Source organism: Epilithonimonas zeae (genome assembly GCF_023278365.1).
Classification (GTDB): domain Bacteria; phylum Bacteroidota; class Bacteroidia; order Flavobacteriales; family Weeksellaceae; genus Epilithonimonas; species Epilithonimonas zeae_A.
The window spans coordinates 168,668-184,281 of the sequence record NZ_CP075338.1; the positions used below are offsets into that span (position 1 = coordinate 168,668).

Sequence of the window (15,614 nt, forward strand, 5' to 3'; positions counted from 1 at the left end):
TTTTCTATTTGTTGAATACCAGTACAAATTTGTCAGCAATTCCGTCATTATTAGCATCATAACCAAAGAATGGATCAGCCAACTGTAATTCATTATTATTTATAGAATTAACATTAATTGAGTATTGATTGTTTGTCCTACTAGATTTGAATGTGATATTATTTTGACTGTCGTCATAACTAAATGTTCCATTTTCTATCTCATCCACTACACAGGAGCCTACAAAATTGTCTTTAAAAATAGTTAGAGTGTAATTATGATTTGAAAATTGATAGCTTCTCTTTTCTGGACAATCTGTAATTGCTTCCGAGAATAAAATCGAATTGTCTTTTCCGGACATTATTTGTTTTTTTATATAATTCCAATTTCCTTCAAAAGAGGATTTTATTTGTAAATCATCATCATCTTTCCGACAAGAAACAATTACTAATGAAGCAAAAGCAAATAGAATAAGTTTTTTCACGGTATTAATTTTCCACAAATAAAAAGAAAATATAGTAATAAAGAAAATCAACTCCTAATCCACTTCCAAATCTCCTTCAAAGTCGCTTTATTTCCGTACATCAAAATTCCCACTCTATAGATTTTCGCAGCAATATAAACCATTAGTAGAGTAGAAGCAATCAAAAGGAAAATCGATAACAAAATCTCCCAAAGCGGCACACCAAACGGAATCCTCGCAATCATCGCAACTGGCGAAGTAAAGGGAATGATCGACAACCAAAAAGCCATCGGCCCGTCCGGGTTATTCATAATTGTGAAGCTTCCGTAAAGTCCCAACATCAAAGGAACAATCGCAAACATCGTGAATTGTTGCGTTTCGGTCTCATTATCAACAGCACTTCCGATTGCTGCATACATCGAGCTGTAAAAGATGTATCCAAACAAAAAGAAAAATACGAAAACACCAATAATTCCTATATAATTCATATCCAAAAGAATATGAGAAACTTCGGTTGCGATTTGTTGAAAATCCATATTTTTCATTACCTCACTTTGTTCTGCAGGTATGTTTTTCTGCATCGCAGCAAATCCTGTATTAAGAAAGAGCGCAGCAGTCACAGACATCGCAATCCAAATGATAAACTGGGTTAAAGCAACCAAAGTCACACCCAGGATTTTCCCCATCATCAGTTCAAATGGTTTTACAGACGAGATGATGATTTCCACAACACGGTTGTTTTTTTCTTCCAAAACGCTTCTCATTACTCTGACACCGTAAATAATGATGAACATAAAAACCACGTACATCAATCCAAAACTCAACGCAGTCTTAATTCCAAAAGCGAGGTCACTTTCCGGCCGGTCGCTTTCCGTCACGTTTTGAGAAATGATTTTGAAGCTTTTATCAAGATTCACGATTCTGTCCTCGGAAATTCCAAGCGTCTTGATTTTTTCTTTTTTCAAAATTTCGCTCAAATCTCTGGAAACCGCACTTTTCGTATCTACACCGATTTTCTTATTTGTCAATAATTTTGTTCCGTTTTCCAATGCATCAAAATTTTTGTCTTTCAATTCCGGGATGATGAGAATTCCGTCCGAACCTTTTAGTTCTTTCAGATTTTTAACCAATGCATTTTCCGTATTGGTTGGGACAAAAGTGTAAGTAATATCTTTTGTAGACTTCAGTTGTCCGGCAAAGATTCCGCTTTTGTCAACCACTTCAAATTTGTATTCCGCTTCGTTAGCCTTGAACATAAAGCCAATCAAAGCACCAAATCCAATAATCATCAGCGGAGCCAAAAGTGTCAGGATGATAAAAGATTTTTTCTTAACCTGCGTCAGAAATTCTCTTTTTGTTATGAGGAATATATTTTTCATTCTTTTTGTAAAAAGTAAAATGTATTAAGTAAAAAGTAAATCAATTATGGATTATCAGTTATCAATTATGACTTAACTGCATTAATGAAAACCTCATTCATACTCGGGATTTTCTCATTGAAGGTTCGTATCGTTCCGGCTTTCAGAAGGTCTTGAAGCAAAATATTCTGATTCTCCGTATTTTTCAATTCAAAATTGAACAAACCATTCGCCGTTCCAAGATTTTCGATTTGATATTTTCTCGTCAGTTCTTCCAGGTTTTCAGAATTCACATCTGATAAAACCACAGAAAAAACATTCTGCTTAAATTGTTCCCGAACATCAAAAACTTTCCCGTCCAGAACTTTCTTAGAATTGTTGATGAGCGCTACAAAATCACACATTTCCTCAACACTTTCCATTCTGTGAGTCGATAAGATTATTGTCGTTCCTTCGTTTTTCAGGCGAATGATCTGGTCTTTGATGAGGTTCGCATTCACTGGGTCAAATCCTGAAAAAGGCTCATCCAGAATCAATAATTTCGGACGATGCAGAACCGTTACCACAAACTGGATTTTCTGCGCCATTCCTTTCGACAGTTCGCTTAGCTTTTTCTTCCACCATTGGTCGATATTAAGTTGCTCAAACCAGAATTTCGCTTGCGAAAGCGCTTCCTGTCGGGACATTCCTTTCAGTTCCCCAAAATACAAAAGCTGGTCGCCCACCGTCATATTCTTGTAAAGACCACGTTCTTCCGGCATATAACCGATGTTTTTGATATGTTCCGGATTCAGTTTTTCGCCGTCGATCCAAACATTGCCTTCATCAGCCTGAGTGATTTGATTAATGATTCGGATAAACGACGTTTTTCCGGCGCCATTTGGTCCCAAAAGCCCGTAAATACTGGCAGTAGGAACTTCAATCGAAAAGTCCTGAAGTGCAATTTTCTTACCGGCGTTGTATGTTTTTTTGATATGTTCTGCTCTCAGCATACAGATGTTTTTTATTTTTAGGAGCAACAAGATTGGTGCTTCGGTTCACTTTTCAAACCCGCTGTCCGCTATATCTTTTTTGTTTTTCGGAAAAAACAAAAAAGGATGCCGCTACCATCGGGGCTATGTTGAGGTTTCGTCTTTCTTTTCAACAATTTTTGAAACCTCACAAAATTAGTTTAAAAAAGACAAAAATGTTACAGAATACGAAATTAAAAATATGATATTAATTCTTTGATGAGCGTCAGCGTCTTTGCGAGCCCTAAAAATTTTTTCAATAATTTCAAAAAATCTTTGCGGACTTTGCGTTTCAAAACCCCAAAGTCGAATTTAAAATAATTAAATTTGCGCAACAAAAGCAATTCGCTAAAATCCAAACTATGACTCAAGAATTTTTGGGAAATTCCCAATTCCAGATATCCAATCAACTAGTTTCCGCAAGCTGTCCTTCTAATATCGCATTGATTAAATATTGGGGAAAATACGAAAATCAGATTCCTGCCAATCCAAGTATCAGCTATACTTTGAACCATTGCAGAACCAATACGACGATGGAGTTTTTTGCAGGAGAAGATTTTTCTGTTCAGACTTTTTTAGCAGGAAATGAAGAAAAAAAATTCGCTGAGAAAATTGAAAAATATTTCAAAAATATTGAGCCATATCTACCTTGGATTCTGAAAGGAAAATACATCATCAAAACCGAAAATACTTTTCCTCACAGTTCAGGAATTGCAAGTTCAGCTTCAGGTTTTGGAGCAATTGCAAAATGTCTGATGAATTTGGACCAACTATTTTCAACCGACAACCATCAACCATCAACCATCAACCAAAAAGCCAGCTTTTTGGCAAGATTAGGAAGCGGAAGTGCTTGCAGAAGTCTTTATGAAGGTTTGGTAGTTTGGGGAAAAACCGAAGAAGTGGAAGGAAGCTCGGATTTATTTGCTGTCCAATATCCGAATGAGGAAATCCATCCGATTTTCAAAAACTTCAATGATTGGGTTTTGCTGATTCACGAAGGTCAGAAATCTGTTTCTTCAACCGTTGGTCACGGATTAATGAACACCAATCCTTACGCCGAGAGACGTTTCCAGGAAGCTCACGAGAATTTTACCAAACTGAAAACCATTCTCTCATCAGGTGATATGGAAGGCTTCATCAAATTGGTTGAGCATGAAGCTTTGACACTTCACGCAATGATGATGATGAGCGAGCCGGCTTTTATCCTAATGCAGACGGGAACTTTGCAAGTGATTAATAAGATATGGGATTTCAGGAGAATTACAGGATTATCATTATTTTTCACATTAGATGCTGGAGCGAATGTTCATTTGCTTTTCCCGAATGATATAGATAACGACGGAATTATAGATTTCATCAAAACAGAACTGATTCCATTGACACAGAAAGGTGGAGTAGTGAAAGATGTTATGAGATGGTAAGATGTTTAAAAAATAAGGATAGGCATTTCGTAAGGAGGAATCGATATTATTATCAAAAAAACATTCCAGATAAAATTGTTGTTGAAAACAGCAAGATGACTTATGCTCAATATTTTATTATACCAACAATTTTCACAATTGTAGGGATGCAATATTTTAAACAAAATAATTATGAGCCAAAGTTTTTGATTATCATTGTTCTTGGCTATATTTTTTCTTTTGGATTAAATATAATTGTTGCAAGGAAAATTAGAAAAAATCCTGAAATTGTCTTAAATCATATTGGAATAACCTTTTCAAAAACAAGAACGATTTTCTGGAAAGAGATTTTACATTATAATTTGTTTAAAAAGAATTCCGTTCTAAGAATTTATGTTAAATGTGAAGACGAAGAATTTTTTGTTGAGTTTAAACATTTGCCTATCTCTAAGGTCAAACTGAAAGTTTTATTTAATTCATTCTACAAAAAATACAATGGAAAAATTAAGAAGAATTATAAAACCATAGTTCAAAATATTGATAAAATAGAGAACGTTAATTTTGATAATTATTTAAACAATACAATTTTGTAATGAAAAAATTCGCAATTCTACTTCTACTAATAATTTCCTTTTTCGGAAATGCACAAACTGTAACAGAACCAAAAAATAATCCGGAAAAATGGTCTCAGCCTTATGAACCATTTAGGATTGTTGGGAATTTGTATTATGTTGGAACTTATGATTTGGCATCTTATCTTATTGTTACAAACAAAGGAAATATCCTTATCAATACAGGTTTAGCCGATTCTTATCCGCAAATCAAAGCAAATATTGAAAAGTTAGGATTCAAATATAAAGACATCAAAATCCTGACTTTGACTCAGGCACATTTTGATCATATGGGCGCAATGGCTGATATCAAAAAAGATACTGGGGCAAAACTTTATGTGGACAAAGCAGAATTAACAGAACTGAAATCTGGTGGAAAATCTGACTATGAATTAGGAAAATATGGAGTGACATTTAAACCATTAACACCGGATTTTCTCTTGAAAAACAATGACAAAATCAAATTAGGAAATACGACTTTGACTTTGCTTCATCATCCTGGTCACACCAAAGGTTCCTGCAGTTTTATTTTCGAAACCAAAGATAAAGACAGAACTTATAAAGTTTTGATTGCCAATATGCCGTCCATCATTATCGACCACAAATTTTCTGATGTTCGCACTTATCCTGATATGCAAAAAGATTATGCTTATACTTTGGATGCTATGAAAAAGTTGAATTTTGATGTTTGGGTCGCTTCTCACGCCAGTCAATTCGATTTACACGAGAAACGTAAACCAGGCGATGCTTACAATCCGAAATTGTTTATGGATAAGGAAAATTACTTCAAAGAACTGAAAGAGTTGGAGAATGATTATTTGGATAAATTGAAAGAGGAATCAAAATAAAATACTTTACTTAATACATTCTACTTTTTACAATTACACTATGCAAATCCACCACATCGCTATCATCTGTTCCAATTACGAAGTTTCCAAAAAATTTTATACAGAAGTTTTAGGTCTTAATATTATTCGTGAAGTTTATCGTGAAGAAAGACAGTCTTACAAACTGGATTTAGCAATCGGGAAACATTATGCGATTGAATTATTTTCTTTTCCCAATCCACCAAAACGTCCATCAAGACCAGAAAGTTGTGGACTTCGTCATATCGCTTTTTCGGTTGAAAATGTAGAAGAAAAAAGAAATGAATTAATATCAAAGGGCTTAGAATGCGAAGAAATAAGAATTGATGAATTCACTGATAAACGATTCTTTTTTACTTCTGATCCTGATGATTTGCCTTTGGAATTTTATGAGAATTAGACTTTGAGACAGATAGATTATAGACGTTGAAAAATCGATCATCGTTTATCGATTATCGTTTTATAATCAATGCGCGTAGCCTGTCAAGAAACTGACAGTCATAATCGCCAAAACAATAAGAGAAATTACAACATAGATGTAATCTTTCTCTTTCAAATAACCTATAAGTGCAAATATAATTCTAACTAATGGCGTCAAAATCAGAAGCAAAATTCCCAATTGTATAATCGCCATTCCTTCGCCTTTACAAAGCGAGTTCCAGAAAGCTCCCCAGACTTTTTCGGAGGAATCTCCCATTTCCAAAAGTCTGTATTTTCTTGGCATCACAAAGCCTTCTGAAAAGAGTTTAATAAACCCAATCAGAGAAGTCACAACGGAAAGGATGACACCTAATCTTAGTAGATTTCCAACGGAGCGATTTAGGTCAACATCTGTAAATGGTTTTGTTCTCATTAATGGAAATTTTTATTGACACCGTTGTACATCATATAAATTGAAAGAATCGTGATTACGATTGCAAAAAATACTTTCAGTTTCTTTGTCTTGGAAATCATCAAAGTTTTCGAACCTATGAAACTTCCAACCACCACACCTATCAAAACCGGCGCGGCAATAACAGGAATGATTTGACCTCTTTGAAAATAGATTAAAGCGCCTGCAACAGCCGTTACACCAATCATAAAATTACTGGTTGTTGTAGAAACTTTGAAAGGTAATTTCATCATATTATCCATTGCCAAAACCTTCAAAGCGCCAGAACCAATTCCTAAAAGTCCGGACATTGCGCCTGCAAAAACCATCATCAAAAATCCTGGAATCGTATTTCTTGAAGCATAATGTTTGATGCCGTCTTTATCAGGGAAAGTTCCATAAAGCTTAAGTTTATCGGCTAAACTTCCTTTGATTAATTCTTCCTGATGGTCAGGTTTTCCTTTAAGATTTAAGAGAACGGTAAGTATTAAGATACTCGCAAAAATAATTCCGATTGTATTCGGATTTAGAAATCCTGAAACCAAAGCTCCTGAAACTGCTCCTGTTGTGGTTGCAATCTCCAAGAACATTCCGATTCGCATATTGGTAAAACCTTCTTTTACAAAAGCCACTGCTGCGCCGGAAGAAGTCCCAATAACTGAGATAAGAGAAGCGCCAATTGCATAATGCATTGGAACACCGAAACCAAGCGTAAGAAGAGGAATAATGATGACACCGCCACCCAGACCTGTAAGAGAACCCATCAATCCGGCAGCAATTGCTCCAATAAAGAGAATTATGATTTCTGACATCCGACAAATATAAAACCTTTGGGAAGAATTTTTATCTTAAAAATGAATAAATTTCAATGTTTCTGATTCCTATAAGTTATACCGAATTCATAGGAAATGAGTGCGTTTAGCTTCGATTTTATATCATTTAAACAAAGCTACACCGGCAAAAAATATTTACTTTTGTAGAAAATATTGACAGATGAAAATTGGATTTTTGTTATTGGGTATTCTTCCTATTTTTGGGTTTTCTCAGACTTCGGAAGAGGATTTGGTTAAGTCAACGGTTAATCAATTATTTAATGGAATGAAAACTTCTGATTCTGTATTGATTAAAAAATCGTTTTCTAAAACTGCTGTTTTACAGACCATAACCAAGACTGGTGAAGTTAAAAATGAAAGTATTAATGATTTTGCATTAAGTATTTCTAAAGCTGAAAAACAAAGTCTGGATGAGAGAATCACATTTTCAAATATCTTGATTGACGGAAATCTGGCTTCGGTCTGGACGCCTTATGAGTTTTATTACAAAGGTCAGTTTTCGCATTGTGGTGTCAATTCTTTTCAATTGGTAAAATCGAATAACGAATGGAAAATCCAATACATCATCGATACCAGAAGAAAGGATAATTGTAGGAAATAAATATCAATAGAAATGGGCTTTAGCCCATTTTTTTAATTTAAAAACCAATTGACTTTAGTCAAAAAATAATTTGCGAAATTTGCATTTAAAATAAATCTAAAAAGAAAGTAAAAAAAATGAAAATCGGAATTTTAGGAGGTGGACAACTCGGGAGAATGTTCATTCAGGAAGCATTAAAATATGATGATGAATTCTATGTTTTAGATCCAAATCCGGAATGTTCTTGTGCCAATATTTCTCACTTTACAAAAGGAAATTTCAATGATTATGATACGGTTTTAGAATTTGGAAGAGACAAAGATGTTGTAACAATTGAAATTGAACACGTGAATGCAGACGCGCTTGAAGAACTGGAAAATCAAGGTGTGAGAGTAGTCCCGAATTCTAAAATTATCAAAATTATTCAGCAGAAGATTTTGCAGAAACAATTTTATGAGGAAAACAGAATTCCATCTCCAGAATTCGAAATTATGGATGGAAGTGAAGAAGAAATCAAAATCCAAATTCCGTTTGTTCAGAAATTGAATACAGGAGGTTACGACGGAAAAGGCGTTCAATTACTTCGTTCAAATGATGATTGGAGAAACCTTTGGACTCAAGAATCTGTTTTGGAAAATCTGGTTGATATCGACAAAGAATTATCCGTTATTGTTGCTAAAAACGAAAACGGAGAAACGAAAACTTTCCCAGTAACAGAAATGGTGGCTGACCCAAAACTGAATCTTCTCGATTTCAATATTTGTCCGGCTGATATTTCTGATGAAACTCAAAAACAGATTGATGTAATTGCGAATCAATTCATCCGAAGTGCAGATTCTGCAGGGCTTTTCGCCATCGAATTATTCCTCGATAAAAATGGAAAAGTTTGGGTGAATGAAACGGCTCCGAGACTTCATAATTCCGGACATCAATCTCAGGAAGGAAACTCCAATTCTCAGTTTGAGCAGTTTTACAGAGTTGTAACCAACTCACCTTTGGCGGATACAGAAGCATTCGGATTTTCAGGAATGCTGAATCTTGTTGGTGAAGAAAATTATTCTGGAAAAGTAAAATATGAAGGATTGGAAGAAGTTCTGAAACTTCCAAAAACCTACGTTCATCTTTATGGGAAAACCGAAACAAAACCCGGAAGAAAAATGGGACATATTAATGTGTTGGCAGATTCCAGAGAAGAATTAATGGCGAAATTGATTCGCATCAAATCTTTAGTAAGAGTTATAGCATAAACAAAAAACGGACAGAGATTTCTGACCGTTTTTTGTTTTAAATTACTTCGCTTTTGCTTTTTCCAAAGCATTATTGTAAGCGTCTTTTGCGTCGTCGGCTGCTTTTTTGGTAGCCTCTTTGGCGTCTTTTGCAGCAGTTTTCATATCTTGTTTTGCATCTTGTGCTGCCACCTTTGTTTTGTCAACAGCATTATCAACGCCTTCTTTCACATCTTTAGCTGCGTCGCCTACGGCAGTTTTAGTATCGTTCCAAACTGTGTTAGCATTTGCTAAAGCTTTTCTGGCAACACTTTCAGCTTGTTTGTCTCCCTTTTTTATAGCAGCATCCAAATCTGCTTGGGCTTTATCTACTGCAGCTTTTGCATCAACTTCAGTGAGCGTTTTTGTTTCGGTTGTTACCGTAGCAATCGTGTCATTGTTCTGGTCGGTTACAACGGTTTGTTCTTGTTTTTTGCATGATGTTGCGAATAATAATACAGCTGCGGAAGCTGTTACAAAAATTTTTTTCATAGTAAAATTTTTTATAATGTGTAATTGAATATAATAATTTTTATTGTTTCAAATATTTTTGAACCAACCTGAATTTCAGCATTTCAGGTTTGTAATTAATGATGAAAACGCCACCGATGATACAAGCTGTAGCAATAATGAATTTTGCTGAGATTGTTTCTCCCAGAATCAGCCAGCTGAGGAAAATACTGATGATTGTGTTAACATAAGACAGAATAGAAACCTGTGTTGGAAGCAACGTTCTCAGCAGATAATGATAAGAGAAAAAAGCTAATACAGACCCGAAAACAGCTAAATAAATAATTGCGGAAATACTTTTTACAGACCAAGTTGATGTATCAATTGTTTCTGAAAATGAAAAAGCAAAAATCAACTGGATAATTCCTGCCCAGGCAAATTGATAAAATAGATTTAGAAAGAGATTGTTATTCTCGACGTTTATCTTTTTGGTATAAATGGTTCCTAATCCCCAACACATCAATGCGATAATCAAAATCAGCAGTCCTAATCTGTAATCAGGATTCATCAGGTCATTAATGCCATCCCAAAAAATGAAAAGCACACCAAAAAATCCCATCAAAAGCCCAATCATAGTCCGATAAGTGAATTTTTCCATTCCAATAGCCATACTTGCAATGAAGATGAAAACTGGCGAAAGTGCACTGATCAATGAGGTTAAACTACTCGTTAGATTTTCCTCTGCAACTGTTGTCAATCCATTAGCGCCAATTAGCATTAATGATGAAAGAGTGATTTGAATTCTAAAATTTCTCCAGCCAATCCATTTCAGATTTTTGGTATAAATCAAAATTGGCAACAAAACAAGTGAGGCCAAAAACTGACGAAATCCCGCAACAAACCACGGTGGAACAGTTTCTACTCCTATTTTGATGCCGAGGAAAGTCGTTCCCCAAACGATAGCGACAATGCAAATTGCAATAACGGTTTTTGAACTCAAAACTTCTTTTTGAAAAAATTACTAATCCAAAGGTATTCCAAAAACTCTGATTTTGCCTATAAATTTTTATCTTTGAACATCTAATAAAAAATTGAATGGTCGGAATAATAATGGGCAGCCAAAGCGATTTGCCAATAATGCAACAAGCTGCAGATTTTCTAAAATCTCTGGAAATACCTTACGAGCTAACAATCGTTTCTGCACACAGAACTCCGGAGCGAATGTTTGATTATGCAAAGACAGCGAAAAACAGAGGTTTGAAAGTTATCATCGCCGGAGCTGGTGGTGCGGCGCATCTTCCCGGGATGGTTGCCAGTTGTACCACTTTGCCTGTAATTGGTGTTCCTATTTTGTCCAGTAATTCTATCGATGGTTGGGATTCTGTTTTATCGATTCTTCAGATGCCTTCCGGTATTCCTGTTGCAACGGTTGCTCTGAATGGCGCTGCCAATGCCGGAATTCTTGCCGCAAAAATAATTGGAACTGCCGACTCAGAAGTTTCTGAAAGATTACAAAAATATCAGGATTCATTGAAAGATAAAGTTCTAGGAACAGTTGAAGATATCAAGAAGCAACACCCGAATCAGTTTGATAAATAGAATTCTTTAGGCATCTTAATCTGTAGTTTATCCTGAGCTTGTGGAAGGGCTCCCCAACCTAACAAAGTGGTTCGGCGAAGTCAATCTTTTCACTGCATTTTGTTGCGTACAAAAGAATTTCTGTTCAAGCCGGTCTGCAGATTCAGCACAAAAACGAATTTTGACATTCCGTAGAATCTCAACTGTCTAATTTTCTGCGGAATGACAAATAACTATTTATCCAAAATTCCTCGAATCTTATTCGCATTTACAATTAATTCCTCCAAATAATCAAAATTCTCTTTCTCCAAAGCAGATTTGAATTTTCTAAGCTGCGAAATATGTTCGTTCAAAACATCTAAAACATTTTCTTTGTTTTGACGGAAAATCGGGACCCACATTTCCGGATGAGATTTTGCCAGACGAACAGTACTAGAAAAACCAGAACTTGCTAACTGGAAAATTGTGTCTTCTTCACGTTCTTTTTCTAAAACGGTATTGGCTAATGCATAAGATGTAATATGCGAAATGTGCGAAATATAAGCCGTGTGAATATCGTGTCCGTCAGCATTCATATAAATAGGATGCATTTCTAAAGTATTGATGACTTGTTCTACAATCTCTAAAGCGTTTTTGTCAGATTCTTCTTTATTACAAATTACGGCTGCTTTTCCTGTAAAACTGTCTTTGGTTGCAGCATTCGGTCCAGAATTCTCGGTTCCCCACATTGGATGAAAAGCCACAAATCGTTTTCTGTTTGGATGATTTTTGATAGAGTCTACAATTCCGGATTTTGTAGAACCAACATCCATCACGACTTGTTTTTCATTAATCAAATCCAAAACATCAGGTAATATTTTTTTAGCAGAGTCTACCGGAATTGAAATAATAATTAATTCAGAATTCTTGACTCCTGCTTCAAAATCAGCTTTTTCATCAATGATATTGAGTTCGAGAGCTTTGTTTAGATTTTCTTTATTTTGGTCAATTCCGTAAACAAATTCTGCAAAGTTTTTTTCTTTTAATTTCAATGCAATGGAACCTCCAATTAATCCGGTTCCAATTATTCCTATTTTCATCTGTAAATACTTATTTTTTTATTCTGTCAGATGGAACGCAAAGCGTTTCATTATAATATTTTTCTATTAATTTAAAACAAAAAACCCCGTCATTAGGACGAGGTTTTGATATTTTTACATACGAATCCTAATCCTGTTGCAGGGCTTGAATTGCGTAATAATATGTTCTATTTGTTGTTTTCACAAAACGAAGATAGAAATTTATTTTTGAATTTTCAAAAATAAGCTATTGCTTATTTTACCTTAGAACTTTGTTTTGGACTAATTTTTTTATCTTTACTTTGAGTTCCTCCAATGTTTGAGGAAAGCTTACTTGCTTTTCGCATCTTGATAAATTCGCTAATCTCCGCTTGTTCAACCTTGGTCAAAGGACGGCTTCTTACTATGAAATCTATACCTTTTGGTTCTCTGATAATTCCCATAATTTTAATCTTTAAAATATTTTTCAACTAATATTTTAGCTGAATCGGTTTCTATAAACATTTTTTGGTCTTTAAAATGATAAGCTCCTAAAGTCTGTTCATAATGTTTAATTAATTTAGTTTTAGCAATGAACGCTAAATATCCATCAAAACCTTTTTGAAAAGAAACTTTGCAAGCATAAGCCACAAGATTTCCAGCAACACCTTCATAAAGTTTATCTTCTCCAATATTGAAAGGAGCACTTTCTAATAAATTCATATAAACGTGGTCGTCCATTATGCTAATACTCAAAAGTCCCTGAATAATATTCGGATTATTCACGATAGTTAATTTATAAACTTCGCGAGAAATATCCTTGAATTCTTCTTTCCAATTAAAATTCCAACCACTCTTTTTGGTAATATTCTTTAAATCCTCTTTTGTCAATAAAGAAATTTCGGTTTGAAAACTATCTCCGGAAATCACATTTATAATTGAGTTTGTAAGTTTATCTATTACAAAATCAAGTTGTATTTTGGGAGCTAATTTCATTAATCTAATATACGAAAATATATTTAATTTATGGATTCGAAACAATTAAAGTGGATGGAATGTCTGATAACCAAAGACTTTTTGTATCAATCAGATTTTTCCAGCTTTTGCTGCTGATCAACATCAAATCCTGAGATTCTAGGAATTCTTTTTCGATTGTTTTTTCATTGTAAAGCGTAATGTGATTCGGCGCGATATGTTCGATATTTCTTATCAATTCACGGATTTCTGTATTCTTACGGATTTGTCCTGCTGCGTCCAAAATAATGACCTGAGAGTCGTTGTTATTGATTAATCGTTTAGCATATTCAACCAGATAAAAATCGCTCAAATCAAAAATTGGGATAAAGATTCTGTCTGCACTTTCAAAGTTTTTGTCAACCATTATCCCAACAGGAATATTGGTTTTATCGATAATACTTAATGTAAAATCGTCGAAAGGGGAGTTGTTGAAAATATATGATTTTCCAGTAACCGTATTGAGTAATTTACTTGGATTGATGATTTTGGTTGTGAAACCAAGCAGTTTTCCAAGCAAAGTACCTTCGTAAATGGATTTTCCTAACATTATCAAAAGCAAATCATAATTACCTTTGTTAGTAATATTAACTAAATCACTTTGTGTATCTGTGGAAGCTTTGAAAAGTGTCGTTACTTCCAGTTTTAAAGCTTGAGATGTATCAATCACATCTTCAAATAGTTCTTTTTCATAATCCTCGATGTCAAAAGCGTGCAATTCATCAAGAGGAGCAATGTTCATGGCAGTTACGCTTTTGTTGCCGTTCATTTTATGCGTGAAATTATCAGCTAATTTCAACAATGTACTTCCAGATTCCGGCGTTTCGAATGATAAAAGAACTTTATATTTTTCATCATTCTCATTGTAGTCTTCTTCCAGACTTGATTTTTTTCCTTTGAAGAAATAATTAATAATATCCAAACTCGGTCCGGTCATAAAGGTTGTGAAAAGCGCCATTATCACAAGCATCGCAAATAATTCAGGACCTAAAACACCTAAGTCATAACCGATATTAAGAACAATCAGTTCAGTCAAACCTCTTGTATTCATCAAAGCACCGATGGTGAGACTGTCTTTCCAATTTAATCTTAAAAATTTAGCAGTCAATGCGCTTCCTACAAATTTTCCGATAACGGCAGTTAAGATAATCAATCCACCGATTTTCCAGAGATGGGGGTCGTTCAATAATCCGATTTGTGTTCTAAGTCCTGTGAATACAAAGAATAATGGAAGTAACAAAACCAAAGCGACGTCTTCAACTTTCTCGATGAAAAGGTTTCTGAATTTCACATTTTCTGGCATTATCGCTCCAGCCATAAACGCTCCGAAAAGTGCATGGATCCCGATAACTTCTGTCAAATAAGATGAGATAATTAGTATCAAAAAGAAAACGGCTACCAATGCTTTGTTGATGAATCCTTTTCCTTTTTGTGATTCGGCGATTCTTGTAAGGAAAGGTTTAACCAATCTTATCATCAAGAAAACGTAGACAATTGCCATTATAATGACAAAAATAGAACCCGAAAAAGAGCCAGCTTTTACAACTGCAATTACCGCAGCCAAAATACACCAAGCGGTAATGTCATCGGCTGCTGCACAAGTGATTACAACTGTTCCTATTTTAGTTTTATGGAGATTCCGTTCCTGAACAATTCTTGCAAGAACTGGAAATGCTGTGATACTCATCGCAATCGCCATAAATAAGGCAAACGAACTGAATTGAATTCCGTCCGGCGCGAATTCTTTATAAATAAAATAAGCTAGTCCAACACCTAAAGCAAATGGAATGATAATACTTGCGTGGCTGATAACAACCGCATCGTGTGCTTTTTTTCTCAAAACGCTCAAATCCAGCTCCATCCCTACGATATACATAAAGAGAATCAATCCGATCTGACTTAGAAATTGTAAGTTAGGAAGCGATTCTTTTGGGAACATAAACGCTGAAAATTCAGGGAAATATAATCCTACAAGTGATGGTCCAAGAACAATACCAGCAATCATTTCGCCAATTACAGATGGTTGTTTCAGCTTAACACAAATCCATCCGAAAAACTTAGCAACAACAATTATGGTAACAATTTGTGCCAAAAGAAGTGCCAATGGATGATGTAGATTTTCTAAGAATGATGTAGCGAAAGTGTCCCACATCGTTCCACCAGTTGCCTTAGTCGGTGCAATACTTTCTCCAATTTCCAAAGTTTTTCCTTCTACAAAAAACCAATACATCAAACAAGAGAAAAACGCTATTGTAAGGACGTAAAAGATAATATTTCTATACTTTTTCATAATCAAATT

Annotated in this window: 18 protein-coding genes; 7 read left to right on the forward strand and 11 right to left on the reverse strand. The window is 34.8% G+C overall.

The window, feature by feature from the left end; genetic code table 11:
* Window positions 1-4: 4 nt before the first annotated feature.
* The 3 genes from KI430_RS00620 to KI430_RS00630 all read right to left on the reverse strand — a co-directional run bounded on the left by KI430_RS00620 (window position 5) and on the right by KI430_RS00630 (window position 2,792).
* Window positions 5-463, reverse strand: coding sequence for a lipocalin family protein (locus KI430_RS00620; RefSeq protein WP_248876370.1), 459 nt, complete (start codon window positions 461-463; stop codon window positions 5-7).
* A gap of 47 nt (window positions 464-510) precedes the next feature.
* Entirely contained in the window at window positions 511-1,821 is a 1,311-nt protein-coding gene (locus tag KI430_RS00625) for an ABC transporter permease (RefSeq protein WP_248876371.1), read from the reverse strand.
* Window positions 1,822-1,886: 65 nt separating this feature from the next.
* Window positions 1,887-2,792, reverse strand: coding sequence for an ABC transporter ATP-binding protein (locus KI430_RS00630; protein ID WP_248876372.1), 906 nt, complete (start codon window positions 2,790-2,792; stop codon window positions 1,887-1,889).
* A 380-nt stretch (window positions 2,793-3,172) separates the two neighbouring features.
* Here KI430_RS00630 and KI430_RS00635 point away from each other — a divergent pair, with 380 nt between their 5' ends.
* The 4 genes from KI430_RS00635 to KI430_RS00650 are packed head-to-tail and all read left to right on the forward strand — an operon-like array spanning window position 3,173 to window position 6,087.
* Window positions 3,173-4,231 carry a diphosphomevalonate/mevalonate 3,5-bisphosphate decarboxylase family protein gene (locus KI430_RS00635; RefSeq protein WP_248876373.1) on the forward strand — a complete coding sequence of 353 codons (1,059 nt, stop codon included), beginning with the start codon at window positions 3,173-3,175 and terminating at the stop codon, window positions 4,229-4,231.
* Window positions 4,225-4,803 (forward strand): hypothetical protein, encoded by a 579-nt coding sequence (locus KI430_RS00640; RefSeq protein WP_248876374.1) that lies wholly within the window; start codon window positions 4,225-4,227, stop codon window positions 4,801-4,803. The genes KI430_RS00635 and KI430_RS00640 overlap by 7 nt, the downstream gene beginning before the upstream one ends.
* The gene (gene bla / locus KI430_RS00645; protein ID WP_248876375.1) at window positions 4,803-5,669 is read left to right on the forward strand and encodes a subclass B3 metallo-beta-lactamase; all 867 of its coding nucleotides are present in this window, start codon (window positions 4,803-4,805) and stop codon (window positions 5,667-5,669) included. Before KI430_RS00640 ends, bla begins: the two co-directional genes overlap by 1 nt.
* A 40-nt stretch (window positions 5,670-5,709) precedes the next feature.
* The gene (locus KI430_RS00650; RefSeq protein ID WP_248876376.1) at window positions 5,710-6,087 is read left to right on the forward strand and encodes a VOC family protein; all 378 of its coding nucleotides are present in this window, start codon (window positions 5,710-5,712) and stop codon (window positions 6,085-6,087) included.
* Window positions 6,088-6,153: 66 nt separating this feature from the next.
* Here KI430_RS00650 and KI430_RS00655 read toward each other — a convergent pair whose 3' ends face one another.
* The gene (locus tag KI430_RS00655; RefSeq protein WP_248876377.1) at window positions 6,154-6,540 is read right to left on the reverse strand and encodes a DUF1634 domain-containing protein; all 387 of its coding nucleotides are present in this window, start codon (window positions 6,538-6,540) and stop codon (window positions 6,154-6,156) included.
* On the reverse strand, window positions 6,540-7,370 hold the full coding sequence (locus KI430_RS00660; RefSeq protein WP_248876378.1) for a sulfite exporter TauE/SafE family protein: 831 nt from the start codon (window positions 7,368-7,370) through the stop codon (window positions 6,540-6,542). The genes KI430_RS00655 and KI430_RS00660 overlap by 1 nt, the downstream gene beginning before the upstream one ends.
* A 181-nt stretch (window positions 7,371-7,551) precedes the next feature.
* Between KI430_RS00660 and KI430_RS00665 the strand changes: the two genes are divergently transcribed.
* Both KI430_RS00665 and KI430_RS00670 read left to right on the forward strand, forming a co-directional pair.
* Entirely contained in the window at window positions 7,552-7,992 is a 441-nt protein-coding gene (locus KI430_RS00665; protein WP_248876379.1) for a nuclear transport factor 2 family protein, read from the forward strand.
* 116 nt (window positions 7,993-8,108) lie between these two features.
* Window positions 8,109-9,218, forward strand: a complete 1,110-nt coding sequence (locus tag KI430_RS00670; protein ID WP_248876380.1) for a 5-(carboxyamino)imidazole ribonucleotide synthase — start codon at window positions 8,109-8,111, stop codon at window positions 9,216-9,218.
* Window positions 9,219-9,260: 42 nt separating this feature from the next.
* Here KI430_RS00670 and KI430_RS00675 read toward each other — a convergent pair whose 3' ends face one another.
* Window positions 9,261-9,728: a hypothetical protein gene (locus KI430_RS00675; protein ID WP_248876381.1), complete on the reverse strand. Its 468-nt coding sequence runs from the start codon at window positions 9,726-9,728 to the stop codon at window positions 9,261-9,263.
* A gap of 40 nt (window positions 9,729-9,768) precedes the next feature.
* The gene (locus KI430_RS00680; protein WP_248876382.1) at window positions 9,769-10,686 is read right to left on the reverse strand and encodes a DMT family transporter; all 918 of its coding nucleotides are present in this window, start codon (window positions 10,684-10,686) and stop codon (window positions 9,769-9,771) included.
* Window positions 10,687-10,781: 95 nt separating this feature from the next.
* Here KI430_RS00680 and purE point away from each other — a divergent pair, with 95 nt between their 5' ends.
* Window positions 10,782-11,285: a 5-(carboxyamino)imidazole ribonucleotide mutase gene (gene purE, locus KI430_RS00685; RefSeq protein ID WP_248876383.1), complete on the forward strand. Its 504-nt coding sequence runs from the start codon at window positions 10,782-10,784 to the stop codon at window positions 11,283-11,285.
* A gap of 212 nt (window positions 11,286-11,497) precedes the next feature.
* Here the strand turns inward: purE and KI430_RS00690 are convergent, their stop codons facing one another.
* From KI430_RS00690 to KI430_RS00705, 4 genes are all read right to left on the reverse strand, one after another.
* A complete protein-coding gene (locus KI430_RS00690; RefSeq protein ID WP_248876384.1) occupies window positions 11,498-12,343 on the reverse strand; it encodes a prephenate dehydrogenase in 846 nt (281 codons plus the stop codon).
* Window positions 12,344-12,576: 233 nt separating this feature from the next.
* The gene (locus KI430_RS00695) at window positions 12,577-12,765 is read right to left on the reverse strand and encodes a hypothetical protein (RefSeq protein ID WP_248876385.1); all 189 of its coding nucleotides are present in this window, start codon (window positions 12,763-12,765) and stop codon (window positions 12,577-12,579) included.
* Window positions 12,766-12,769: 4 nt separating this feature from the next.
* Window positions 12,770-13,297 (reverse strand): hypothetical protein, encoded by a 528-nt coding sequence (locus tag KI430_RS00700; RefSeq protein ID WP_248876386.1) that lies wholly within the window; start codon window positions 13,295-13,297, stop codon window positions 12,770-12,772.
* Window positions 13,298-13,325: 28 nt separating this feature from the next.
* On the reverse strand, window positions 13,326-15,605 hold the full coding sequence (locus KI430_RS00705) for a cation:proton antiporter (protein WP_248876387.1): 2,280 nt from the start codon (window positions 15,603-15,605) through the stop codon (window positions 13,326-13,328).
* Window positions 15,606-15,614: the final 9 nt, after the last annotated feature.